The following is a 24,067-nucleotide window of genomic DNA, read 5'->3' on the forward strand; positions in this document are numbered from 1 at the left end:
GCCTCTTATAAGGGAAGCAGGTCGGCGGTCAGAGCGCGGGGCCGGCGTAGCGGCGACCGTCGAGGTACGGCCACGGATTGACCCGGCACCCGTTGAGGAAGAGGGTCTGCTGCATCATCACCGGCGCCGGCCGACCAGCACCCGGGCAGCGCTCGTGCCGGTGCCCCAACTGGTGGCCCACCTCGTGGTTGACCACGTACGTCCGGTAGACCGAGAGCGGCACACCCGCACCGACGAAGTGCGGCACGGACAGCCGCCACCGATCCAGGTTGATGATCACCTTGCCCGGCGCGCGGCAGGAGGTGTACGGCCGGCCGCCGATCCGGATGTCCACCCCACCGGCGGCGCACATCCGGCCCGCCGTACGAGCGGTGGCCAGGTAGACGGTGAAGTCCCGGGGCGAGCCGCCGGGGACCTGTTGCAACCGCAGCCGACCGCTGTCGACCCAGCTGCCCGGCCCGGCGAGCGCCGTCTGGACCGCCTGCCCGAACGCGGCGGCGTCCTCGCCACTGCCCGACTCCACCGCCACCCGATAGCGCCGCAGCTCACCCGCACGACCCAGCACCGGGCCGCCGCGCTCGTCGTAACCGAACCGGCCGGTGCCGGAAGTCGGCACGGCCCCGGGCAGCCGCAGCACCGGCGTCGGGCTCGACGGTGCGACCGGCGACGCGTCGGCCGACGGCGTGGGCGACAGGGGCAGCGGCGCGGCCACCAGTGGCGGCGCGGTGGGAAACTCCTCGGCGGTCAACCGGTCGGCGGCGCCACGCCCGGCCGGCCGTTCGGCGGTCACGGAGACCGCCGCGCCGAGGGCCAGCAGCACGGCCATCAGCAGGGCGACCGGCGCGAAGCGCCGCTGGAGATGACCGGGGCGGCGGGCGGAGGTGGACATCCGGTTCAGCCTGCCAGATCGGGCCGCCGGACGGTCTCCCCCGTTTCGGCGAGCAGGCCCACCACCGCCCGGGCCACCAGCCGGGGCACCTCCAGCTGCGCCACGTGGCCGACCCCGTCGAGCATCAGCAGCCGGCTGTCCGGGATGGCCCGGGCGGTCTGCGGCGCGACCCGTACGTCGACCAGCCGGTCCTGCAGCCCGCCCACCACCAGGGTGGGCGCGCGCACCGCCTCGGCCAGCCGCCACAGCGAGCCCGGCCCCGGCAGGTACGCCCGCACGAAGCTGGAGACCAGGCCGCGGAACGTCCGGACGTACGCGGCGGCGTAGTGCTCGGCCTCGTAGCGCACCAGGATCTCCTCCAGCGCCTCGGCCCGGCGCTGGTCGCAGATCCGGCTGAGGTCGGCGACGCACGCCTCCATGACCTGCTGGGCCATCACCTCGGGGGCGAGCTGGTTGAGCCGCTTGGCGACCAACCGTTCACCGCGCGGTATGGCCAGCACCGGCAGCATCCGCCCCTGCAACGAGCGCCGGAAGTTCAGAAACGGCAACGCCGGGGAGATGAGGGTGAGGGTGCGGACCAGGTCGGGTCGGAGCCCGGCCACCTGGACCGCGACCGCGCCGCCCAGCGAGTTGCCGAACAGGTGCACCGGCCCACGGTCGGAGTGCTCGATCCAGCGGATCACCAGATCGGCGAAGGCCGGGATGGTGTAGCGGCGGCCCGGCTCGCTGCGGCCGAAGCCCGGCAGGTCGATGGCCTGGCCGTCGAGGCGGTCGGCGAGCAGCCCGGCCAGGTCGGTCCAGTTCTGCGAGGAACCGCCCAGCCCGTGCACGTACAGCGCCGGCTCCGCGGCGGCGGCGGTGGCCGGGGTGTCCCGCACGTACGTGACCAGGCCGTCGAGGCGGACCTCGCGACCCGGCCACGGTGGCGGGACCCGGTCGTCGGGAAGGAGATGATCGGGCCAGAGGGTGGCGCGCTTCATCGCTCCAGTCTGCCCCGGACCACTCAGGACAGCAGCGCTTCCAGCCTCCGGTTGACCGCCGCCAGCGTCGCCCGGACCACCGCCTGTCGGGGGTCACCGGCGACCAGGGCCGAGCCGGCGAGCTGCTCGACCCAGCCGTCACAGACCAGCAGCACCACCACGGTCGCCACCTCGCAGTTGCCGAACGGCACCACCGCCGCGTGCTCCACGAAGCAGCGCCCCCGCTCGGCGTTCTCGGCGCCGCGCAGCAACTCGTCCACGGCGGCCGCCGCGGCCACCGCGCAGAGCCGCAGCACGTAGCCGTCCACGGCCGGCCCGGTGGCGTACCCGGCGGCACTCTCGCCACCGGCCAGCAGCCGGACCTCCACGTTCGCGTCCAGACCGAACGTGCTGACCTGCACGTGGTCGATCACCACCCGCGGCCCCGGCGCGCCGCCGGTGTCCAGCGGTCGGGACGGCGCCGACTCCGTCGTGGTCACCTGACCACCGGAGTACGACGTGCCGGCCGTCGCCGGGCTGCCGGTTGCCGCCCCTGCGGGCGCGGCCGAGACCGAGCCCGGCTCCTCCACGGTGGCGCGACCCCGGTGCGGTGCGCTCGACCGGCGCCGGCGCTCGCCCTCGGCCCCCTGCTCAGGGACCACGGGCGTGGCCTCGACGCGACTGCCCGACGGTCGACCGACCATGGGCGACCCGCCGGCCCTGATCTCGCCGGTTCGCGGCTCCGCGCCGGCGTCGCGGGACTCGGCGCTCCGCGGCTCCGGGGAACGCCGCTCGGCCGGCCGAGGCTCGGCGGCCCGACGGCGGACCGGCGGCACCGGCGTGCTGGGCAGGCCGGGCAGGTTCTGCGGTGCGGCGGCGAGCCCCATCCGATCCTGCAGCAGTCGGGCCACCTGTCGGCTGACCTCGGCAGGGTCGGCACCGTCGGCCAGGTCCAGCCGGAGACTGTGCGCGCCAGCCGGGGTACGGCGCAGCGCCGCGTCGCGGACGCCGGCCACCCCCCGAACGGCGTCGAGGATGGCGTTGACGTCGAAGCCCTCAGGGCGCTCCCGCAGCGGTGCGGGTTCGTCGTCGCGGCGCAGGTGGGTGGCGATGCGGGCTAGCTCTGGGGTTTCGGCGGGTGGCTCCACGGCTGGCGGCTCCGGCACGACGGGCACGTCCGGTTCCGCAGGGACGCGCTGCGGCAGCACCGCCGACGACGGGTCCGGCAGCCGGTCGTCGTCGGCCGGTTCGGCCGGGGACGCCGGGTCGGGGGCGGATCGGCGAGCCGCGTAGGGAGGGGCGCTCGTCGGAGCGGGCGCGGATGAGGGCCGGTCGCGACGTCCGGACCCGCTCGTGGCGGAGGCCGGGACGGCACCGGTCGAGGTCGGCGGGGCGGCTGCCGGTGACGGACCGGAAGCAGAGGGAGCTGCGCGGGACGACTCGACGGGAGACGGCTCGGGAGCCTCCGGCCGGAGCCGGAACGGCGCGGCCGACCGGGTCTCGGGCCGCGCCGGGCCGGACGGCTCAGCCGCGTCGCCCGCGGTCGGCATGCTCGTCGACCGGCTGGCGGGCCAGGACGGGCGCTCGGCCGGGGACACCGGGATGCGTCCCTCGGACCAGTCGGGTCGTTCGGCTCCCGGCGCGCTCGTCGGAGTCGTCGGAGAGCCGCCGATCCAGGAGGGCCGCTCCGCCGCCAGCGCCGGCCCTGCCGGGGCCGGTGGCGCGTCGGTCGGCACCGGAGGTGGTCCCGCCGGCGGCTCGGTCGGCGCCGCTGCCGGTGCCTCCGTCGGCGCGGAGCCGGCCCAGGACGGACGCTGGGCGGGGGGCGCACTGGGCATGGGATCACCGCCGCGCGAGGGTGGGCCACTGGCCGGTGCCGAACCGCCCGCCCAGGACGGACGCGACGGCGGCCCGCTGGCCGGCGCCGGGGCCGAACCGCCGGCCCAGGACGGCCGCCCGCTGGTCGATGCTTGGTCCGAACCGCCAGCCCACGACGGCCGCGACGGCGGCCCGCTGATGGGCGTCGGGTCCGAACCGCCGGACCACGACGGCCGCGACGGCGGACCGCTGGTCGGTGCCGGGTCCGAACCGCCGGACCACGACGGCCGCGACGGCGGACCGCTGATGGGCGCCGGGTCCGAACCGCCGGACCAGGACGGCTGGTCGGCGCGCGGGGCGCCGCTCGACGCGGAGCCGGCCCAGGACGGCCGGTCGGCCGGTGGGCCGCTGGTCGGGGCGGAGCCGCCGGCCCAGGACGGACGCTCGGGGGACGGCGCGGCGCGCGGGACAGGTGGCCCGCTGGTCGGGGTCGGGTCCGGGTCGCCAGTTGCGGGCGACCGATCGGCCAACGGAGCAACGGTCGACGCGGGACCCGCCCAGGAGGGCCGGTCCGCAGGCGGCGCGCTGGTCGGCTCGGCTGGCGGCCCGCCCGCCCAGGAGGGCCGGTCGGCCGGCCCGGCCGTGGAGGAGGCCGGGGGTGTGCTGGTGGGCGTCGTCGCAGGGCGTCCGCCGGCCCAGGAGGGGCGTTCGGCCGCTCCGCGCTCCGGAGACGCCTCGGGCTCAGGCTCGTCGCGGGGAATGTCGTGCCCCCGCGGCGGGTCGACGCGCACCGGCTCGTACGGGCGGGGCGACTCCACACGTGCCGGCTCGTACGGCCGGTTGGGCTCGGCGACCCAGCCCGGCGCCGGCTCGGCCCGGGCCGGACGGCCGGTCAGCTCGCCCTCCTGCCTCGACCAGGGCGGTGCCCAGCCACTGCCCCAGCTCGGGCGGTTCCAGCTCGGCCCGGACCAGTCCGGCTCGATGGCCGAGGACTCTCCGGCCCGGGGCGGGTCACCGCCGGGAGCGCGACCCGGCTCGGAGCCTTCGGCGTGCCCGGCCCGGTCCGCTGAGCCCGGCTCAGCCGACGCGTCCGGTGTGAGCGGGTCGCGTGTGAGCGGGTCGCGCCAGCCGCGCGCGGCCTGCGGGTCGTCGGCGGACAGCCGGTCGGCGGTGGGCGCGTGGAAGCCGGGCGGGACCTCGAAACCGGAGGCGGAGGTGCCGACGGGTGGCACCTGGACGGCCGGCGGCGCCGAGGTCGGCGGGCCGGGATCGGCCCAGCGGGCGCTGCGGCCGTCGCCCGGGTCCGCCGTGGAGTGCCGGGCGGGGCCGGTGTCGGGCTCGCCCGCCGCCTGCTCCAGCGGCGGTGCGGGACGCTGGGCGGGCACCACCAGCCGGTCGCCGGCCTGGTCGGGCCGGTCCTCTCCGGTCAGCCCGGGCGGCGCGCTCACCGGCGCGGGCCGGCCCGCCGAGGGCTCGACACCGGGGTGGTGGACGCCGTTGGCGTCGGCGCCGGCGTGGCGGACGCCGTTGGCGTGGTGGCCGTTGGCGTGGTGACCGTTGACGCGGGTCGGCGGCTCAAGCTCGCCGGGTAGCCCGGCCACGGGTGGCGGCAGGTCGCCGTGCTGCGCGGACGAGGTGCGCCAGCCGGACGCCGGGTCGGGTTGCCACCGCGGTGTCTGCTCCCGGGCACCCTCGTGCTCGGCGGCGCGAGACCACCCGCCCGTCGGGGGCGCCCACCCACTGACGGGACGGCCCGGGTCGTCGTGCTGACCCGCGTCGTCGCCGTGCTCTCCCGGGGTGGGGACTCCGGGTTGCCCTGTTTCACTCACCGCGCGCTCCTTGGTCGCCCTCGCTGAGGCTACCGTGTGCTGACAGTGGCGATAAGTTACAGCGGCGGGCCATTTCCACGACGGGGGTCACGGGCGTCGCCCGGTGTGGGGGGAAAATGCCGGCTCGTACGGACAACTCGGAGGATCCCATGACCGCTGCGGGAAACGGTGCGCAGACCGCCGGCCGGCCCACCCGCCTGCCTCGTTCCGCACGCCGTAAGCAGCTACTGGCGGCGGCGCAGGAGGTGTTCGTCGCGCAGGGCTACCACGCCGCGGCGATGGACGACATCGCCGAGCGGGCCGGGGTCTCCAAGCCGGTGCTCTACCAGCACTTCCCGGGAAAGATGGACCTCTACCTGGCCCTGCTGGACACGCACTGCGACGCCATCGTCGCCAAGGTGCACGACGCGATGCGCGGCACCAGCGACAACAAGGAACGGGTCGGCGCGTCCGTGCGGGCGTACTTCGACTTCGTCGACCACGAGAGCGAGGCGTTCCGGCTGGTCTTCGAGTCCGACCTGCGCAACGACCCGGCGGTGCGGCAACGCGTCGAGCGGGTCGAGCAGGGCTGCATCGCCGCGATCACCGACACCATCATCTCCGACACCGGGGTGAGCCGGGCACACGCCGAGCTGCTCGCCTCCGGGCTGGTCGGCGCGGCCGAGACGGCGGCGCAGTTCTGGCTCGCCGGTGGGCGGCAGGTGCCCAAGGCCGAGGCCGAGGCGCTGGTGGCCGCGCTGTCTTGGCGGGGCATCGCGAGCTTCCCGCTGCAAGGTGAGTCAGCCTGACCGCTGACCCCGTGATCGGATAGCCTTCGCAGGGCGGTTCTTTCGCCCCAGTTGAGGAGGCACAGTGGAGGTCAAGATCGGCGTGCAGTACGCGCCGCGCGAGCTGGTTCTGGACAGCGCGCAGTCGCCGGCCGAGATCGAGCAGATCGTGACCGACGCCTTCGCCGGCAACGGCGGCACGCTCTCCCTGACCGACGAGAAGGGCCGGCGGGTCATCGTTCCGGTCGAGAAGGTCGCGTACGTCGAGATCGCCGAGGCGTCGCCCCGGGCGGTCGGTTTCACCGTCCGCTGACCGGTCCGGCCATCGCGGCAGGTCGGCGCAGGCCCACCTGCCGCGGGCCGGCACCGCGGCCCGGGGACGGGTCGGTCAGTTGTTGAGCCCGACGGCGGCCATCCGAGTGGTGTGCGCGGCGGTGAGCCGCCGGAAGAGACCCGGCACGTCGACCCGGTCGCCCTGCGCGATCAGCGCGGTGAGCGCGGCCCGCTCGGCGGCGACGTGGCCGGCCTGGGACAGCGCCTCCCCGACCAGCCGCCGGGCCCACATGGAGAGCCGGTCGGCCACCCGGGCGTCGGCGGCGACGGCCACCCTGATCTCCGCTGCCGCGAACTCCGCGTACCGGGAGTCGTGCAGCACGTCCAGCACCAGATCCCGGTCGGGCTCGTCCAGCGCGCCGGCGATCTCCCGGATGAAGTCGTCGGTGATGGCGTCGCCGACATAGGCCTTGGTCACCACCTCCGCCCAGTCCCGCGGCTCGGTCGAGTCGTGGTAGGCCTGCAACGGCCGCAGGTAGGGCGCCATGGCGTTCTCCGGCGGCACACCCAGCGAGGTGAGCCGGTCGGCGAGCCGGCGGTAGTTGGCGATCTCGGCCGCGGCCATCTCGTTCAGTGCGGCGCGGCGGCGCAGGTCGGGCGCGAGCCGGGCGTCGCCGGCCATCCGTTCGAAGGCGAGCAACTCACCGAAGGCGACCAGGCCCAGCAGGTCGGCGACGGCGGGACCGGGGGTGGTCGGCGCGGACACGAGCGCAGGCTACCGCGCGCGGCCCCGCTGGCGTGGCCCGTGCGGGGTACGGCACGACGGCAAGGGTTTGCGTGACGCAGGTCACATCTGGCGGCCCCGCGTGGCCGGCGCCCGGCAGGGAATCCGGACGGGTGCCTGCCTGTTCAGGTAGCATAGAGCAGTTGCCGTGGGCGCCGATCTGATCGAAGCTCAGCCCGCGGCGCGCGTGCGGCCCGGTCCGGCTCGGCAGTCTGCCCCCGACCGTGTGGCCCGCGTCATACCGAACGCGCCCTGAGGACATGACGGGGCGCACCCACGAGAGGGCACCCCCACATCCACATGAGCGAGCTGACTCAAGATCTGATGGACGGCCAGGAACTGGCCCCCACCGCCCCGGTTCGACCCGAGGCTCCCACCTTCGCCGCACTCGGCGCCCGCGAGGAGACCGTCGAGGCGCTGGCCGCGGCCGGCATCACCCGCGCCTTCGCCATCCAGGAGTACGCGATCCCGATCGCGCTCCGCGGCGTCGACCTGATCGGCCAGGCGCCCACCGGCACCGGCAAGACCCTCGGCTTCGGCGTACCGCTGTTGGAGCGGGTCTTCGCGCCCAGCGAGGGCAGCGACGGCGTGCCGCAGGCACTGGTCGTCGTCCCCACCCGTGAACTGGGCATCCAGGTCGCCAAGGACCTGGCCGCCGCCGGCCGGACGCGTGGCGTCCGGGTGCTGCCGATCTACGGCGGCGTGGCGTACGAGCCGCAGATCGACGCGCTGCGCAAGGGCGTCGAGGTGCTCGTCGGCACTCCCGGCCGGCTGCTCGACCTGGCCAAGCAGAAGCACCTGCGGCTCGACCGCGTGCACGCGCTGGTCCTCGACGAGGCCGACCGGATGCTCGACCTGGGCTTCCTCGACGACGTCGAGAAGATCCTGGCGATGCTGCCGGAGGATCGGCAGACCATGCTCTTCTCGGCCACCATGCCGGACCCGATCGTCACCCTGTCCCGGCGCTTCCTGCGCCAGCCGATGACGATCCACGCCGGGCACACCGCCGAGACCGGCCCGTCGCCGCAGACCCAGCAGCTGGTCTACCGCACCCACTCGATGAACAAGGTCGAGATCGTGGCCCGGATCCTCCAGGCCGAGGGGCGTGGGCTGACCATGATCTTCACCCGCACCAAGCGGGCCGCCGACCGCGTGGCCGAGGACCTCGACTTCCGTGGGTTCGCGGTCGCCGCGGTGCACGGTGACCTCGGTCAGGGTGCCCGCGAGCGGGCGCTGCGGGCGTTCCGGGCCGGAAAGATCGACATCCTGGTCGCCACCGACGTGGCAGCCCGCGGGCTGGACGTCACCGGCGTCACCCACGTGATCAACTACGACTGCCCGGAAGACCAGGACACCTACACCCACCGGATCGGTCGTACCGGCCGGGCCGGCGCGACCGGTGTCGCGGTGACCTTCGTCGACTGGGACGACATGCCGCGCTGGCGCATCATCGACAAGACCCTCGGTCTGGAGATGCCCGAGCCGCCGGAGACGTACCACACGTCCCCGCACCTCTACACCGACCTGCACATCTCCACCGATGTCGCCGGCACCCTGCCCACCGCCGAGCGGACCAGGGCCGGGCTGTCGGCCGAGATCGAGGAGGACCTGGGCGGGACGCGTTCCCGCCGGGGTGACAGCGGTGGTCGGGGCTCCCGACGCGGTGAGAGCCGTGGCGAGGGCCGGGGCGAGCGCCGTGGCCGCGGCGACGACCGCCGGGACCGCACCGGTGCCGGCACGCCGGCCGCCGAGGCACTCCCGGACGCCGCAGCCGCCGACGAGGAGGGCACGCGTACCCCGCGCCGCCGGCGTCGCCGCCGGGCCGGCGAGACGGTCGCGGGCGAGCCGACCGCGGTGATCTCCGCCGACGCGGCCCCGGCCGAGCCGGCCGCCGCCGCCGACGGTGAGCCGTCGAAGCCGCGTCGCCGCCGGCGCCGCCGTGGTGGCGGTTCCGGCGCGGGTACGCCGGCCGAGGCGACCGCGGACTGACCCACAGCGACACCCGACATCCCCCGCACCGCCCCGCGCGGTACGGGGGATGTTCCCGTCCCACCCCACTTCCGGAAGATGGAACGATGCCCGAATCGTTGGACGCCGCCCTCACCGAGGTCCGGGCGCTGCTGCTCGACCCCGCGCTGACCCGGGCGGTCGCCGCCGGGCGCCGCCGCAACCGCCGCCCCGCGGTGGTCCGGGCGGAGCTGCGGCCGGTGACACTCAAGGCCGGACCCCGACTGCAGATCGCCACCTCCGACGGCGCCCGCCCGTACACCCGCAACGTCGCCCCCGGTCCGGACACGGCCGCCGCGGTCGACGAGTTGCTGGCCGAGCCGTTCGGCAACTGGCACGTGGAGACGGCCCACGCGACGCTCCAGCTGCGGGTGACCAAGTCGGGCGAGGCGCAGGTGCACCGGGCCGCCGCGACGGCGCGACCGGCCGTGACGCCGGGTGGGAACGACCGGGCGAAGGAGTACCTGTTGGACCCGGGCGACGAGATCTTCGCCGAGATCGGCGGTTCGGCCGCCAAGCGCCGCCAGGTCGACGCGTTCCTGCGGGCCCTGGCCGCGACCCTGCCCGACGACCTGACCGGCCCGCTGCGGGTGGTCGACCTCGGGTGCGGCAACGCCTACCTGACCTTCGCCGCGTACCGCTACCTGTCCGGTCGAGGGCTCGACGTCGAGCTGGTCGGCGTGGACGTCCGGGAGGACCAGCGGCGACGCAACACCGAGCTGGCGCAGCGGCTGGGCTGGGCCGACCGGGTGACGTTCGTGGCCGGCACGATCGCCGACGCCGTCGTCGACCCCGCGCCGGACCTGGTGCTCGCGCTGCACGCCTGCGACACCGCCACCGACGAGGCGCTGGCCCGCGCGGTGCGCTGGGAGGCCCGCTGGGTCCTCGCCGCGCCCTGCTGCCACCACGACCTCGCCAAGCAGCTACGCGCCCACCCGGCCCCGTCCCCGTACGAGCTGCTGACCCGCCAGGGCATCCTGCGCGAACGCTTCGCCGACGTGCTCACCGACGCCCTGCGGGCCGGGCTGCTGCGGGTGCACGGGTACCGGGCCGAGGTGGTGGAGTTCGTGGACTCCCAGCACACCCCGCGCAACCTGCTGATCCGGGCACGTCGTACCGGCACCGCCGCCACCGACGAGCAGCGCGCGGAGTACGGCGAGCTGGTCGACCAGTGGCGGGTCACGCCCCGACTGCAGACGCTGCTGGCCACCGGCGAGCCGCCCGCCGCCTGACGACACGGCGGACGCCGGTGGTCGGCTAGCGGCGGCGCTCGCCGTTGCTGCCGCGCTCCCGCCCGCCGCGGTCGAAGGCCGACACCCGTTCGCCGCCGGTCCGCTGGGAGGCCCAGTCGCCGTCGGCCGGGCCGGTCGGGAACGGCACCACCTGGCCCCCGCTCTCGGCGTTGCCGGCGGCGGCGAAGGCGTTCCAGGAGATGTCGACCAGCAGCTTCTTCATCTCGGCGTGCCGGACGGCGGCGTTGTGCTGCAACGCCATCCGCACGCCCAGCACCACCCCGACCAGCGTGGTGGTGATCGCGCCGGTGGCGGCCAGGACGTGCGCACCGGTCGCTGAGTCGGTGCGCAGCACCAGGACCAGCAGCCAGATCCAGAACGCGGCGGCGAAGACGCCGGCCTTGGCGACGAAGAAGAGACTCACCGAACCAGGCTGGTACGGGCGCGGGCGGCTCGAGTCGGCCATGGTGCTCCTCGGGAGTGGTCCGGTCGGACGCGGCAGGCGGACGCGCGCCATGCCGGGACGGGCACCGAGCTTAGTGGAACAACGACGATGATCGCTCGATGCCGGTTTCGGTCGGTACGGATCATGCCCGAGAAAAAGTCCCGTCCACGGGACAGTTTGTGCGGTCAGTCAATTGTTTCCGGCTCTGGCCGTACTACCCTCGGAAGGCGCACCGCCGCCCCAGTGCTCCGGCCGGGAGGGGAAGACCCGCAAGGATGGGCTCCGCAGAGGTTACGCCGCAGATGGCCTTCGCCCGCTTCGTACGGCGCGCCATCGATGACGCCCGCGAGGAACGCGGATGGACCGTGACCGACCTCGCCTCCCACACCGGTGTGGGCCGCTCGACCGTGTTCCGATGGCTGGCGGGCGACTGGCAGGATTACCCCGAGTTGGCCAAGGTGCGTGGTTTCTGCGCCGCACTGGATCTGCCGGTGGCGGCCGCGTTCCGGGCGCTCGGGCTGCCTGACGCCGGCCCGGTCTCCCGCCGCCGCAACGACGAGGGCCCGGTCGAGGCGGACGTCCGGGCGATCCTGGACCGGCTGGCCGACCCCGCCGTTCCCGCCGAGGAGAAGCACCACATCCGCGACCTGCTCCGCTACCTGGCGCGCCGTCCCATCCGCCGCGCCGGCTGACTCCCCGCTGACCGGCGGGTCAGGAGATCGCGACGGTGAACTCGGCGGTGTGGACGGCGCCGGCCACCTGGAAGTCCAGGTAGAGGCGGTAGCGGCCCGGGCCGGGGGCGGTCAGCCAGAACTTCACCTGGCCGTCCACCAGTTCCGGCTCCGGGTGCACGTGCAGGTAGCCCAGGTCGCCCTCGCGCAGCGCCACCAGGTGCCCGTACGCCCCGAGGTACCGCTCCAGCGGCGCGGCGCCGGTGGCGCCGTCGACCCGGAAGGTCAGTGGCACCGTGGCCCCGGGCTGCGGGGTGCCCTGGTAGCCGACCGTGAACCCGTCCACCGTCGTCGAGGTCACGGGCGCCGGCAGTGCACGCGGCTGGTAGCCACCGGGCGCGACCAGGTCCGCGCCGAGGGTCACCGCGGTCTGACCGCCGTCGTCGGCGACCACGGTGAAGTCGGCGTACGCCCGCCAGACGCCGGGCTGCGCGAGGGTCAGCGGCACGGACCAGGTGCCGTCCGGCGCCATGGTCGGGTGCAGATGCTGGTAGCCGGTCAGGTCCCGGCGGACCACGATGAGGTGCAGCGGCTTGTCGTGCACGACGGCGAAACGGGTGACCGGCCGGCGCTGCGTGTCCCGCACCTGGAACCGGAACTGCCCCGCGCGACCGGCCGGGAACTCGGTGACCAGCGGGGCAAGGGTGTACCCGGCGGAGCTGACCGACAGGCCACCCGGCTCACCGCCCGCGCCCTGGTCGGTGCCCGTGGCGCTGCCGTGGTCGTGCGGCTCGGTGCCCGGAGCGTGGGTGTGATCGGCGGCCAGCGCCGAGCCACCGCCGGTGGCGCCACCGGCGTTCATCCGGCCGAGGCCGAAGCCGAGCAGCACCGCGAGCACCAGCCCGCCGACCACCAGCGCCAGCCGGAGGGTGCTCCGGTCCGGCGCGGCGGAGATCCGGTCAGGCACCGCCGGCGTCCCGCACGTGACGGGCCTGCTCGATGGCCGCCCACACACGATGCGCACAGGTCACCCCGGCGGTGACGTACGCGCGGGTGACGGGCTGCTCGGTCATGCCGCCCACGGTACCGCCGCTCCGGGCCGGACCCGGCCGACACCGGGACCGCGTGGCGACGGTCGCAATCCGTCGGGGCCGGGAACTTTTCGGCCGCCAGCGAGCCACGGGCTCAGCCGGCCACGGCAAGGGCCAGCGGGAGCACGTCCGGCGCGCCCGCCCGGCGCAGCTCGCGCGTCACCATCGTCATCGTCCAGCCCGAGTCGACCAGGTCGTCGACGAGCAGCACCGGACCGGCCAGCTCGGCCAGCTCGGCAGCCAACCCGGCCGGCACGGTGAACGCGTCGTGCAGCGCGCGTACCCGCTGGGCGCTGTTGCCGCGCGGCCCGCCGGGGCCGCCCGGGCCGGTCGGGGTGACCTCGCCGAGCAGCGGCAGCCGGCCCACGGCGGCGATCCGCTCGGCCAGCGAGCCCACCAGCCGGGGCCGCTGGCGGGAGCCGACCGCGACCACCGCCACGGGTCGGCGGGGCCACGGGTCGTCGCCGTGCGCCCACGCCTTCAGCACCTCGACCACGGCGCCGGCCACGTCGTCGGGCACGAGCGCGTCGGGCGCCTCCGGGCCGACCAGGTCGCGCAGCCGCCCACCCCAGCCCAGGTCGGAGAGGCGCCCGACCGCCCGGCCGGGCAGCGCCTGCTCCGCCGGGGAGATCCGGCCCTTCAGGGGTACGCCCACCGCGTCCAGACCGGTCGGCCAGAGCTTCTTCGGAGGGATCTCGACACCGGGTCGGCCCAGGAACGTCTGCGCGGCGCCGAGCGCAGCCGTCGACACGTCCGGGGTGAAGAGCGGGTCGGCGCACCGGTCGCACCGGCCGCAGTCGGCGGCCCCGGTGTCGTCCAGGCGCTCCCGGAGGTACCGCATCCGGCAGTCGGACGTGGTCGCGTACTCCCGCATGGCCTGTTGCTCGACGGTGCGCGCCTCGGCGACGCGGCGCAACCGGGCCTCGTCGTAGACCCAGGGCTCGCCGGTGGCGAGCCAGCCACCGCGCACCCGGCGGACCGCGCCGTCCACGTCGAGCACCTTGAGCATCAGCTCCAGGCGGGCCCGGCGCAGGTCGACGAGCGGTTCGAGGGCCTGGGTGGAGAGCGGGCGGTCGGTGTGCAGGGCGGCCAGCACGGCCCGGACCTGCTGCTCGGGTGGGAACGCCAGCGAGGCGAAGTAGCGCCAGATGGCGGCGTCCTCGACGCCGGGAAGCAGCAGCACCTCGGCGTGCTCGACGGCGCGGCCGGCGCGGCCGACCTGCTGGTAGTACGCGATCGGGGACGGCGGCGCGCCGAGGTGGACCACGAAACCCAGGTCGGGCTTGTCGAAGCCCATGCCGAGCGCGCTGGTCGCCACCAACGCCTTGATCTTGTTGTCCAGCAGGTCCTGCTCGGCGGCCCGCCGGTCGGCGTCCTCGACCTGCCCGGTGTACGACGCCACCGGGTAGCCCCGGGACCGCAGGAACTCGGCCGTCTCCCCCGCTGCCGCGACGGTCAGCGTGTAGACGATGCCGGAGCCGGGCAGCTGGTCCAGGTGGTCGGCGAGCCAGGCCAGCCGGTGCGCCGGGCTGGGCAGGTCGAGCACGCCGAGGCGCAGCGACTCCCGGTCCAGCGTGCCGCGCAGGACGAGGGCGTCGTCCAACTGCTCCGCCACGTCCTGGGTGACCCGGGCGTTGGCGGTGGCGGTGGTGGCCAGCACCGGGGTGCGCTCGGGCAGTTCGGCGAGGAACGTGCGCAGCCGCCGGTAGTCCGGTCGGAAGTCGTGCCCCCAGTCGGAGACGCAGTGCGCCTCGTCGACCACCAGCAGCCCGGTGGTCGCGGCCAGCTTCGGCAGTACGCCGTCGCGGAAGTCCGGGTTGTTGAGCCGCTCGGGGCTGATGAGCAGCACGTCCACCGCGCCGGCCTGGATCTCCGCGGTGATCTCGTTCCACTCGTCGAGGTTCGCCGAGTTGATCGTGCGGGCCCGGATGCCGGCCCGGGCGGCCGCCTCGACCTGGTTGCGCATCAGTGCCAGCAGCGGCGACACGATGACCGTGGGGCCGGTTGGCTCCTCGGCGCCGGCCAGGCCGGTGCGGGCGCGCAGCAGCGCGGTGGCCACGAAATAGACCGCCGACTTGCCCCAGCCGGTGCGCTGGACGCAGAGCACCCGCCGCCGGTCCACGACCAGCGCCTCGATCGCCCGCCACTGGTCCTCGCGCAACCGGGCGTGCTCACCGGCCAGCCGGCGCAGCACCGCCTCGGCCTGCTCCCGTACCGCCGCCCGTTCGTCGCCCATCCGGCATTTCTACCAGCGGCGGGCGCGCAGACCCCGGTTCGCGCGGGAGGTTCCGGTCACGATCCGGCCGTTCGAGCCTCGTCCGGCCGGGGCGACGGCGCCGGGGGAAGGAAGAGCAACAGGTCGCGGAGGGGTTCGGTGGCGTTCGGTGGCAGCAGGCAGCGCGCGGCGAGCTCTTCCATCGAGGCGTACGGACCGCGCAGCCACCGGTCCACCACGACCTGCCGGCACTGCTCGGGCGTCAGGCCGGGCAGGCCCGTGAGCACCTGCTCCGGGACCGCGTTGACGTCGATCAGGCCGCCGTCGTCGAAGGTCCGGGGCACGTCGGGCCGGCCCAGGTGCAGCTCGGCTCGGGCGGCCGGGTAGTGGTAGAGCAGGTAGCGGGCGTGCTCCCGACGGATGCGCCGCTCCTCCTCCGCGCGACCCCGGGCGCTGCCCGGGCCGCCGGTGATCGCCGCCCAGAGCCCCCGGCTGAGCAGGACCACGTGCACCGCACCGACGAGCCAGGTGACCAGGGCCAGGCCGCAGAAGACCACCGCCTGGTTGTCGGATATCTCGTCCGCGCTCTCGACGTCGAGAAGGTTCACCTCGACGGTGACCAGGGCCAGATAGCCGACGCCGGCGACGGCGAGAAGCCAGCTTCGCCGCCAGGCCGCGTAGGCCAGGATCACCAGCCAGGTCAGGCAGCCGAAGGAGAGCAGTACGAGCGCGGTGCCGACGATGGTGACGGTCCTACTCGCCCAGCGCGGCGGCTGCGGCCTCGGACGCCGTCGGGGGGACACGGGTGGCGGCGCGGGTGGCGGCGCGGGTAGCGGGGTCAGGAACGGCAGGGCGGGCACGGGGACGGCGGTCGGCAGAACCGGTTCGGGGGCCTCGACGGGCGCGGGCCGGGGCGGCTCGGGATCGTCCGGGGTCGTCGGCACCGCCAGCGTCGGATCGGAGCGGAGCATGCGCCGGTGCAGTTCCTGGAGCACCTCGCCCGGCTCGATGCCGTACTCCTCGCGGAGCAGGTCGCCGAATTCCCGGTACGCGGCGAGCGCCTCCGCCTGCCGGCCACTGCGGTAGAGCGCGAGCATGAGCTGGTGCCGCAGCCGCTCCCGGACCGGGAACTCGGCCACCAGCTCCCTCAGCTCCCCGACCAGCTCGCGGTGCCGCCCACGCTCCAGTGTCAGCTCGGCCCGGGTCTCCAGCGCCACGGCCCGCAGCTCCACCAGCCGCTGCCGGGCGGCCTCGAAGACCGGCCCGGTGAACCCGGTGAACGGTTCGCCGTGCCAGAGACCCAGGGCGGTGGTCAGCTCGGCCAACGCGTCGGCGGCACGCCCCTCGGCGCGCTGCTGCGGGGCCCGGTGGATGCCCCGCTCGAAGCGGACGGCGTCGAGCGACTCCGGGCCGACCCGGAGCAGGTAGCCGGCGTCGGTCAGGCTGAGCACCTGCCCCGGCGTACGCGGCGAGCGGTCCGGCTCCAGCACCCGGCGCAGCCCGGCCACGTACTTCTGCACCACGTTCGGGCCGTTCGCGGGCGGCTCCTCGGGCCAGACCGCCTCGATGATCTGCCCGGTGGACACCGGACGGCCGGCGGAGAGCAGCAGCACGGCCAGCACCGCGCGCTGCTTGCCGGGGCCGAGATCGATCTCCCGGTCGGCGTACCAGGCCCGCTGAGGCCCGAGGATCTCGAAACGCAGCGTTCCTGACATGCGAGTTTCCGCTCCTGACACCCCCGAGGGTCGCCGGACGGCAGTGCCCGGCAGCCGGACGGCAGCATATCGGCAGCGATACCGCCGTGCCGGCCCGCAGCATCGTCATCGGCACAGGCCACGCAGCGAGAAAGAGAAGTGCGATGACACAGGCAACGGGCAGCGCCGGCACCATCCGACGGATGGTCGGCACGGTCGCCGCCGTACTGGCCGCGACCACCCTCCTCGGGGGTTGCGGACCGAAGAACGACCCAGCCGCGGCACCCCGGACCGGTCCGACCCCCAGCCCTAAGGACGCGCTCCTGGACGCCGTTCCGGATGGCACCGAGGGGGCGTTCCGGTTCAGCGGCAAGGACTCGTCCAGCACGCTCAGCGGCCGGATCGACCCGGAGGCGAAGGCGTTCGAGCTCAACACCTCGATGCCGCCCGACTCCGACGGCATCGTCGTGAAGATGTCGTTCCTGGTGATCGACGACCAGAACTGGGTGAAGGCGAAGTTCAGCGGCCGCCCCGGCCTGCCGAAGTTTCCGGACAAGTGGATGAGTCTGGACCGCACGAAGCTGGCCGACAGCGCGGCCATGCCGACCTACGACGGCGTGGACCAGGGCAACGCCGGTCCGCTCATTCAGGCGGCCACCTCGGTCGAGGAGCAGAGCCCCGGGCGGTACGTCGGGTTCATCGACGTGAGCGACGCGGAAGCGGCGAAGGCGTTGGAGGACGGCGAGGCGGCGGCGCTCGGCGAGGCAGCCAAGCAGGTGCCGTTCACCGCGGTGGTCGGTGCGGACAAGCACCTGGCCTCGCTGACGCTGAAGATCCCGGCCGCCGGGAAGGCGAAGGCGTACGACTACGTCGTCAACTACGCCGACTACGGGACCACGCCGAAGATCACCGTGCCGACCGGCACCGCCGTGACGAAGGCGCCGGCGATGGCGTACGAGATGTTGAACGGCTGATCCACGGCGCGGCGGGCGGCGGCCACACGGGGGGCCGCCGCCCCTGCGTCGTCAGCGCCTCCCCGGGCGCGGAACCCCGGGGTCAGTGGCGTGGGGGGCGGAGGGAGCGGGTCAGGTGGGACAGGCGCGGGGCCAGGCTGGTCAGGCCGCCGGGGAAGAAGTAGACCGCGAGGATGAACACCGTGCCCAGGACGAACAGCGGCTGGCTCAGCGGGTGGCTGAGGACGGCCGGCAGGTTGTCCACCGCATCGCTCGTGCCGAAGGCGGTGAGGCGGTGGTCCAGGTACATGTAGAGGACGCCGCCGAGCACCGGGCCCCACCGGGTGCCCGGCCCGCCGAGCACCACCATGACGAGCAGTGACAGGGTCAGCTCGGACGACGTGATGTGCGGCGACGCGCCGCCGACGATCAGGACGTAGACCACCCCGCCCGCCGACGCCAACCCGCCGGCCAGGGTGAACGCCACCAGCTTGTAGCGGTACGGGTCCAGCCCGAGCACACCGATCCGCCGCTCGTCGTCACGCAGCCCGGCGAGCACCCGACCGGTCGGGGAACCGCTCACCCGGTGCACCACGAAGACCACCACGGTCAGGTACGCCAACGCCAGCCAGTACAGGTTGACGGTGTTGGTCACCCCGACCAGCCCGGCGGGCAGGCCGGACACGTCCAGCGGCAGGCCCTCCTCGCCGCCGGTCAGCCCACCGAAGTCGCGTGCCACCAGGATCGCTCCGACCTGGGCGAACGCCAGCGTGACCATGGCGAACGCGATGCCCACGGTCCGCAGCGCCACCGCGCCGAGCAGCGCGGCGAGGATCGTGCCGCCGGTGATGGTCAGCAGCGCCGCCTGCCACAGCGGCAGGCCGGCCCGGGTGACCAGGATGTCGGTGCCGTACACGCCGGCGGCGAAGTACAGCGCGTGTCCGAAGGAGAGCATCCCGGTCCGCCCGAAGAGCAGGTCGTACCCGGCGGCCAGCCCACCGAAGATCAGGCAGATGGCGAGCAGTTGCAGGGTGCCGGGCGAGTTGAGCGGCCCCTCGAAGATCCCCGGAAGGGAGATCGTCGAGTACGGCAGGATCGCCAGCACGACCAGCGCGACCAGCGGCAGGAACGGGCGGACCCGGTGCCACCGCCCCCGCTGCGGGCTCAGCTCGGCGGGTACCTGCGCGGGAGGCGCGTCGACCACGGAGTTCGTCATGCCGTTGCCACCTTTCCGGCGATGCCCTGTGGGCGCAGCAGCAGGACCACGGCCAGCAGCCCGACCACGCAGATGTCGCCCAGCCCGGACGTGCCGTAGTAGTTGACGAACTGCTGCACCAGCCCGACCACGACCGCCGCGTACGCGGAGCCGACCACCGAGCCCATGCCGCCGATCACCACCACGATGAACGCGAAGATCAGCAGCGAGCCGCCCTGGCCGGGCGAGACGGTGCCGAAGTAGACCCCACCGAGCGCACCGGCGAGCGCGGCCGCCGCCCCACCGATCGCGAAGACCAGCGTGAACGCTTTGCGCACGTCGATGCCGAGCGCCGTCACCATCTCCCGGTTCTCCACACCGGCCCGGATCACCAGGCCGTACCGGGTCCAGCGCAGAAACGCCAGGATCGCGCCGAGCACCAGCACCGCCGCGATGATGAGCAGCAGGCCGCCGTTGGGCACCTGAGCGCCGAGGATCCCGGTCACCTGCCGGGTCCAGTCGGGGCGCGGGAACGGCCGGGCGTCCGCACCCCACGTGGCCTGGAGCAACGCCACGCCGGCCAGCGACAGACCGACGGTGACCAGCACCTGCTCGATGGTGCGGGAGTACAGCGGGCGGATCAGCACCAGCTCGACCAGGATCGCCACCAGCGTGCCGGCGGCCACCCCGAAGGCGACCGCGAGCACGAAGCCGAACCCGTCGGAGCCGGCGCCCGGCAGGTTGCCCGCCGCCCACCAGGTCCCGTACGCGCCCACGCCGAGGAACAGCCCGTGCGCGAAGTTGAGCACGTCGGCCAGGCCGAAGACCAGGGACAGGCCGGACGCGACCAGGAAGTACAGCGCCGCCAGGCCGAGCCCGGTCAACGTCAACAGAATCACGGTGCCCATCAGTGCGACACCTCCGCCGAGCCCACACCCAGCAGCGACTTGGTCAGCGCGGTCTCCAACAGCAGTTCGCGGGCTTCGCCCGTCCAGGCCACCTTGCCGGCGGCCAGCACCACCGCGTCGCGGGCCAGTCGGCGTACGACCGCCAGGTTCTGCTCGACGAGCAGCACCGGCACCGAATCCGCGACCCGTTCCAACACCTCGGCCACCTCGGTCACCACCTTCGGCGCCAACCCCTTGGTCGGCTCGTCGACCAGCAGCAGCCGGTTGTCGTTGAGCAGCACCCGCCCGATCGCGAGCATCTGCTGCTGCCCGCCGGAGAGCGAACCGGCCCGTTGCCGTCCGCGCCGGTCCAGCTCCGGGAAGAGCGCGAAGACCTTGTCGTACGCCGGTTCGGTGCCGCGCCGCTCGGCGAGCCGCAGGTTCTCGGCGACGGTGAGGCCGGCGAACACGCAGCGGTCCTCGGGCACGTAACCGAGCCCTCCGCGGACCAGCCGGTGGGTGGGGCGGGCCAGCAGACTCTGCGCACCCATCCGGATGGTGCCGCGCACCTCCCCGGCGGGCGGGGTGAGGCCGACGATCGCGCGCAGCGTCGTGGTCTTGCCGACGCCGTTGCGGCCGAGCAGGACGGTCACGCCGGTGGGTGCGACCGTGAAGGACACGCCCTGGAGGATGTGCAGCCCGGAGATCCGGACCGACACGTCCTCCACGTTGAGGATCGGCTCCGTCATCGAGCTGCCTCCGTTCGCGACTGCGGGGCTCGCAAGCCCGGCTCACTCCTCGCGCTCACAGGGACTCCCCCAGATACGCCTCTTGCACAGTGGGGTTGGCCATCACCGTCTCCGGGGTGTCGCAGGCCAGCAGCGCGCCGTGGTGCATGACGGCGATCCGGTCGGCCAACTCCAGGATGACGTCCATGTGGTGCTCGACCATCAGCACCGCCCGGCCGCTGTCGCCGGTCAGCGACTTGATGACGGCGACCAGCTCCGGCACGTCCTCGGCGCTGACCCCGGCCATCGGTTCGTCCAGCAGCATCACCCGCGGTTCACCGGCGAGCAGCAGGGCGATCTCCAGCTTGCGTTTCTCGCCGTGGGCCAGGGTGCCGGCGAGCGCCGTACCCCGGTGGGCGAGACCGACCCGGTCGAGCGCCGTGTCGGCGGCGGCGGCCACCTCCCGGTCGGCCGCCGCCCGCCGCCACAGCTTCATCGAGCCCCCGCGGTGCGCCTGCACGGCGAGCCGGACGTTCTCCCGCACGCTCAGCGAGCCGAAGACCGAGGACGCCTGGAAGGTACGGCCCAGCCCGAGGCGGGCCCGCCGGTGCGGCGGGAGCGCTCCGATGTCCTGCCCGTCCAGGGTGATCCGGCCCTCCGTGGCCTGGCGCAGGCCGGTGATCAGGTTGAACAGTGAGGTCTTGCCGGCACCGTTCGGCCCGATGACGCCCAGGAACTCCCCGGGCGCCAGGTCGAGGTAGACGTTGTCGACGATGGCGACCTCACCGATCCGCCAGGTCAGACCGCGGGTGGCGAGCATGGGTCAGCCCTTCATGGCCACGGCCGGCGGCGCGGTCTCGTCACCGGTGAGGCTCTTCTGCGCGGTCGCCGTGAAGGCGGTGCCGCTGCCGGTCAGCTTGGCCTGGAACATCGGCTGGAGCAGCGCGTGGTCCGCGGCCCGGATGGTCATCTTGCCCTTGACCCCGTCGAAGCTCCAGCCCTCCAGGGCGGTCACCATCTTGTCGACGTCGTCCCCGCCCTCCTGCACGGCGCGGACCACCATCTGGGCGGCGGCGAAGCCGTCCGGGTGGAACAGGTCGATGGTGCTCACCTTGGCCTTCAGCGCCTTGCTGGCCTCGGTGTCGCTGGCACCGTCGAAGTAGTGCGACAGGAAGGAGATCTTCGTCCCGGCGGCGCCGAAGGTCGGCCAGGAGGAGCGGATGTCCAGGCCGGTGACGACCGTGGTGGAGGAGAGCACGCCCTGCTGGTCGAGGCTCTGCCACATGGCCGGGGCGGTGGTGCCGGCCCAGGCGACGAAGAGCAGATCCGGCTTGGCCGTCTTGATCTGGCTGGCGAACGGGGTGAACTCGGTGGCGCTGGCCGGGGCCCGGACGCTGCTCACGGTGGCGCCCGCGCCGCCGATGACCGTCTTGACGGCCGCCTCGTTGGCGTCGCCGAACGCGCCGTCCTGGGCGAAGACCACGACCTTCTTGCCCGCCGGGTCGCCGATGAACGACTTGGCGGTCACCACGTCCTGGTACGACTGACGGCCGGAACGGAAGGTGTACTTGTTCGCACCGGTCACCGCGTCGGTGGCGGCCGGCCCGGAGATGAACAGGGCCTTGTTCTGCGCCGCGATCGGCGCGACCTGGAGCGCCACGCCAGAGGCGGTGGAGCCGGCAATGATCTTCGTGCCCTTGCCGATCAGGTCCTTGGCAGCGGAGACCGCCTTGGCCGGGTCGCCCGCGTCGTCGACCTCGGTCAGCTCGATCTTCCGGTCACCGACCTTGCCGGTGCCCTGGGTGGCGAAGTCGAGCCCCGCCTTGAACCCCTCGATGTACTGCTTGCCGTAGCTGGCCAGGGCTCCCGACTGGGAGTACACCAGGCCGACCTTGACCGGTGCGGCGCTGTCGCCGCCGCCGGTGGCGGTGTCCTGCGGGCTGCCACAGGCCGTGGCGGCCAACGCCGCGGCCATCATCGTGGCGGCGGAGAGGAACACCCGCCGCGTCGTCCGGACCGTCATTGCGACTCCACATGAGGACTCGGAGGGAGAGAACTTCTTCGTGTCGGCTCACGCTAGAAGTGACGTCACCCACGAGCTATGTGGCGGAAACACACAAGTAACAGGAATGAGGTGGCCGGAGGTTACAACGGGCCGCACCACCACCGGAGAGCCCGCGCCCCCGATGGCTCGAATCCCCACGGACCACGCGGTCTCTGTGTCGTCCCGCGCCATCCGCCCCGTTTCGCCAGGGCCTCCCCACTGCCGCGCCCCCGATCGTGCTCGATCGTGGATGTAGTGGGCTCGACCGCACCGCGACACCACTACTTCCAGGATCGAGCGCGATCTTCGAGGCGCCCCGGACGTGCCGCTGGCCCGTCGTCCGGGTGACGGGCGACGGGCCAGCGCTCGGGCCGGGCGTGGTCGGCCCGGCGGTCGGCTCGGAGCGGATCAGCTCCGGGCCGAGGTCAGTTTTCGGCGAGGCCGGCGCGGGCGGCGACGGCGGTGTCCGGTTGGTCGGTGAAGACGCCGTCCAGGCCCAGGCCGAGGAAGAGTTCGTACTCGGCGGTGATGTCGCCGCGTCCGTTCGGGTCGGTACCGATCCGGAAGTCCACCGGCAGGAACTGGTTCTCCGCGCGGAACGTCCAGGAGTGCACGAGCAGCCCTTCCCGGTGCGCGTCGCGCACCACGCTGGTCGGGGCGAGCAGCGCGCCGGCGGCGTCCCGGGGCACGATCAGGTTCTTGTTCGCCCCGATGCCGTCGGCGTACGCGGCGATCCACTTCAGCCCGGCCGGCTTGGCCAGGTCCTGGTAGCTGCGGGTGTCACCGGCCACGGTGAAGTCGTACGGGCGGCCGGTCGCGTCGAGCAGTTGGGCCAGCTTGACGTCGATCATCCGGTTGAGCTTGCGCAGGTTGGCCGTCTCGAACGACTGGACGAAGACCGGCGAGTTCTTACGGTCCAGCCTGTTCTGCCGGAGTACCCGGACCAGCGGCTCCTCCAGCGGCAGCTTGATGGAGGCGAAGTAGCTCGGGTGCTTGGTCTCCGGGTAGATGCCGATGGTGCGGCCCCGTGCCCGCCCCTCGGCTCGGGCCAGGTCGATGACCTCCTGGAGGGTGGGCACCTCGAAGCGACCGTCGAAGGCGGTGTTCGCGACCCGCACCTGCGGCAGCCGCTCCTTGGCCCGCAGCGTCTTCAGCTCGGCGAGGGTGAAATCCTCGGTGAACCAGCCGGTGACCGCGACACCGTCGATGGTCTTGGTCGCCTTGCGGGCGGCGAACTCCGGGTGCGCCGACACGTCGGTCGTACCGGAGATCTCGTTCTCGTGCCGGGCGACCAGGACCCCGTCGGAGGTGGAGACCAGGTCGGGCTCGATGTAGTCGGCGCCCATCCGGATCGCCAGCCGGTACGCCTCCAGCGTGTGCTCGGGCCGGTAGCCGCTCGCGCCGCGGTGACCGATGACGATCGGCCGCTCGGACGCGCGGGAGTGGTCCGCCTCGGTCGCCGCGTCGGCGGTGGCCATGGTCGGTACGGCCACGGCGGCGGCGAGCAACGCGCCGGCCACGCCGAGGGTCGAGAGGGTACGTCGCAACGCCAGCTCCTGTCGTCGGGTCACGGCTCCAGCAGATCG

Annotated in this window: 20 protein-coding genes; 6 read left to right on the forward strand and 14 right to left on the reverse strand. The window is 73.9% G+C overall.

The window, feature by feature from the left end; all coding sequences use genetic code 11:
• Positions 1 to 28: 28 nt before the first annotated feature.
• From M8C17_RS26910 to M8C17_RS32370, 3 genes are read right to left on the reverse strand one after another with little or no spacing between them, the layout of a single operon-like run.
• Positions 29 to 889 (reverse strand): DUF3152 domain-containing protein, encoded by an 861-nt coding sequence (locus M8C17_RS26910; RefSeq protein WP_252419356.1) that lies wholly within the window; start codon positions 887 to 889, stop codon positions 29 to 31.
• 5 nt (positions 890 to 894) lie between these two features.
• On the reverse strand, positions 895 to 1,869 hold the full coding sequence (locus M8C17_RS26915) for an alpha/beta fold hydrolase (protein ID WP_252419357.1): 975 nt from the start codon (positions 1,867 to 1,869) through the stop codon (positions 895 to 897).
• Positions 1,870 to 1,892: 23 nt separating this feature from the next.
• The gene (locus M8C17_RS32370) at positions 1,893 to 5,495 is read right to left on the reverse strand and encodes a hypothetical protein (RefSeq protein ID WP_374559290.1); all 3,603 of its coding nucleotides are present in this window, start codon (positions 5,493 to 5,495) and stop codon (positions 1,893 to 1,895) included.
• 149 nt (positions 5,496 to 5,644) lie between these two features.
• Here M8C17_RS32370 and M8C17_RS26925 point away from each other — a divergent pair, with 149 nt between their 5' ends.
• Both M8C17_RS26925 and M8C17_RS26930 read left to right on the forward strand, forming a co-directional pair.
• Positions 5,645 to 6,283, forward strand: a complete 639-nt coding sequence (locus M8C17_RS26925) for a TetR/AcrR family transcriptional regulator (protein ID WP_184178846.1) — start codon at positions 5,645 to 5,647, stop codon at positions 6,281 to 6,283.
• Between the two features lie 64 nt (positions 6,284 to 6,347).
• A complete protein-coding gene (locus M8C17_RS26930; protein WP_030329796.1) occupies positions 6,348 to 6,575 on the forward strand; it encodes a DUF3107 domain-containing protein in 228 nt (75 codons plus the stop codon).
• Between the two features lie 75 nt (positions 6,576 to 6,650).
• Here the strand turns inward: M8C17_RS26930 and M8C17_RS26935 are convergent, their stop codons facing one another.
• Positions 6,651 to 7,301, reverse strand: a complete 651-nt coding sequence (locus M8C17_RS26935; protein ID WP_252419358.1) for a ferritin-like fold-containing protein — start codon at positions 7,299 to 7,301, stop codon at positions 6,651 to 6,653.
• A gap of 318 nt (positions 7,302 to 7,619) precedes the next feature.
• Here M8C17_RS26935 and M8C17_RS26940 point away from each other — a divergent pair, with 318 nt between their 5' ends.
• Both M8C17_RS26940 and M8C17_RS26945 read left to right on the forward strand, forming a co-directional pair.
• Positions 7,620 to 9,308 carry a DEAD/DEAH box helicase gene (locus M8C17_RS26940; RefSeq protein WP_252419359.1) on the forward strand — a complete coding sequence of 563 codons (1,689 nt, stop codon included), beginning with the start codon at positions 7,620 to 7,622 and terminating at the stop codon, positions 9,306 to 9,308.
• A gap of 86 nt (positions 9,309 to 9,394) precedes the next feature.
• Positions 9,395 to 10,558: an SAM-dependent methyltransferase gene (locus M8C17_RS26945; RefSeq protein ID WP_252419360.1), complete on the forward strand. Its 1,164-nt coding sequence runs from the start codon at positions 9,395 to 9,397 to the stop codon at positions 10,556 to 10,558.
• Between the two features lie 25 nt (positions 10,559 to 10,583).
• On the opposite strand, the gene M8C17_RS26950 is transcribed toward M8C17_RS26945, so the two are convergent.
• Positions 10,584 to 11,024, reverse strand: coding sequence for a hypothetical protein (locus M8C17_RS26950; protein WP_252419361.1), 441 nt, complete (start codon positions 11,022 to 11,024; stop codon positions 10,584 to 10,586).
• Positions 11,025 to 11,278: 254 nt separating this feature from the next.
• On the opposite strand from M8C17_RS26950, the gene M8C17_RS26955 reads away from it, so the two are divergent.
• Complete coding sequence (locus M8C17_RS26955; RefSeq protein ID WP_252419362.1) at positions 11,279 to 11,695, forward strand: helix-turn-helix domain-containing protein; 417 nt, start codon at positions 11,279 to 11,281, stop codon at positions 11,693 to 11,695.
• A gap of 19 nt (positions 11,696 to 11,714) precedes the next feature.
• Here the strand turns inward: M8C17_RS26955 and M8C17_RS26960 are convergent, their stop codons facing one another.
• From M8C17_RS26960 to M8C17_RS26970, 3 genes are all read right to left on the reverse strand, one after another.
• Positions 11,715 to 12,641: a hypothetical protein gene (locus M8C17_RS26960; RefSeq protein ID WP_252419363.1), complete on the reverse strand. Its 927-nt coding sequence runs from the start codon at positions 12,639 to 12,641 to the stop codon at positions 11,715 to 11,717.
• 218 nt (positions 12,642 to 12,859) lie between these two features.
• Complete coding sequence (locus M8C17_RS26965; RefSeq protein ID WP_252419364.1) at positions 12,860 to 15,001, reverse strand: RecQ family ATP-dependent DNA helicase; 2,142 nt, start codon at positions 14,999 to 15,001, stop codon at positions 12,860 to 12,862.
• A 56-nt stretch (positions 15,002 to 15,057) separates the two neighbouring features.
• The gene (locus M8C17_RS26970; protein WP_252419365.1) at positions 15,058 to 16,695 is read right to left on the reverse strand and encodes a BTAD domain-containing putative transcriptional regulator; all 1,638 of its coding nucleotides are present in this window, start codon (positions 16,693 to 16,695) and stop codon (positions 15,058 to 15,060) included.
• A gap of 143 nt (positions 16,696 to 16,838) precedes the next feature.
• Here M8C17_RS26970 and M8C17_RS26975 point away from each other — a divergent pair, with 143 nt between their 5' ends.
• On the forward strand, positions 16,839 to 17,648 hold the full coding sequence (locus tag M8C17_RS26975; RefSeq protein WP_252419366.1) for a hypothetical protein: 810 nt from the start codon (positions 16,839 to 16,841) through the stop codon (positions 17,646 to 17,648).
• An 82-nt stretch (positions 17,649 to 17,730) separates the two neighbouring features.
• Here M8C17_RS26975 and M8C17_RS26980 read toward each other — a convergent pair whose 3' ends face one another.
• From M8C17_RS26980 to M8C17_RS27005, 6 genes are all read right to left on the reverse strand, one after another.
• The gene (locus tag M8C17_RS26980) at positions 17,731 to 18,843 is read right to left on the reverse strand and encodes a branched-chain amino acid ABC transporter permease (RefSeq protein ID WP_252419367.1); all 1,113 of its coding nucleotides are present in this window, start codon (positions 18,841 to 18,843) and stop codon (positions 17,731 to 17,733) included.
• Positions 18,840 to 19,730: a branched-chain amino acid ABC transporter permease gene (locus M8C17_RS26985; RefSeq protein ID WP_252419368.1), complete on the reverse strand. Its 891-nt coding sequence runs from the start codon at positions 19,728 to 19,730 to the stop codon at positions 18,840 to 18,842. The genes M8C17_RS26980 and M8C17_RS26985 overlap by 4 nt, the downstream gene beginning before the upstream one ends.
• On the reverse strand, positions 19,730 to 20,458 hold the full coding sequence (locus tag M8C17_RS26990) for an ABC transporter ATP-binding protein (RefSeq protein WP_252419369.1): 729 nt from the start codon (positions 20,456 to 20,458) through the stop codon (positions 19,730 to 19,732). Before M8C17_RS26990 ends, M8C17_RS26985 begins: the two co-directional genes overlap by 1 nt.
• Positions 20,459 to 20,513: 55 nt before the next feature.
• The gene (locus M8C17_RS26995) at positions 20,514 to 21,257 is read right to left on the reverse strand and encodes an ABC transporter ATP-binding protein (RefSeq protein WP_252419370.1); all 744 of its coding nucleotides are present in this window, start codon (positions 21,255 to 21,257) and stop codon (positions 20,514 to 20,516) included.
• A gap of 3 nt (positions 21,258 to 21,260) precedes the next feature.
• On the reverse strand, positions 21,261 to 22,460 hold the full coding sequence (locus tag M8C17_RS27000) for a substrate-binding domain-containing protein (protein ID WP_252419371.1): 1,200 nt from the start codon (positions 22,458 to 22,460) through the stop codon (positions 21,261 to 21,263).
• A 446-nt stretch (positions 22,461 to 22,906) separates the two neighbouring features.
• On the reverse strand, positions 22,907 to 24,028 hold the full coding sequence (locus M8C17_RS27005) for a glycerophosphodiester phosphodiesterase (protein ID WP_252419438.1): 1,122 nt from the start codon (positions 24,026 to 24,028) through the stop codon (positions 22,907 to 22,909).
• Positions 24,029 to 24,067 lie beyond the last annotated feature (39 nt).

Source organism: Micromonospora sp. RHAY321 (assembly GCF_023896955.1).
In the GTDB taxonomy this organism is placed as follows: Bacteria; Actinomycetota; Actinomycetes; order Mycobacteriales; family Micromonosporaceae; genus Micromonospora.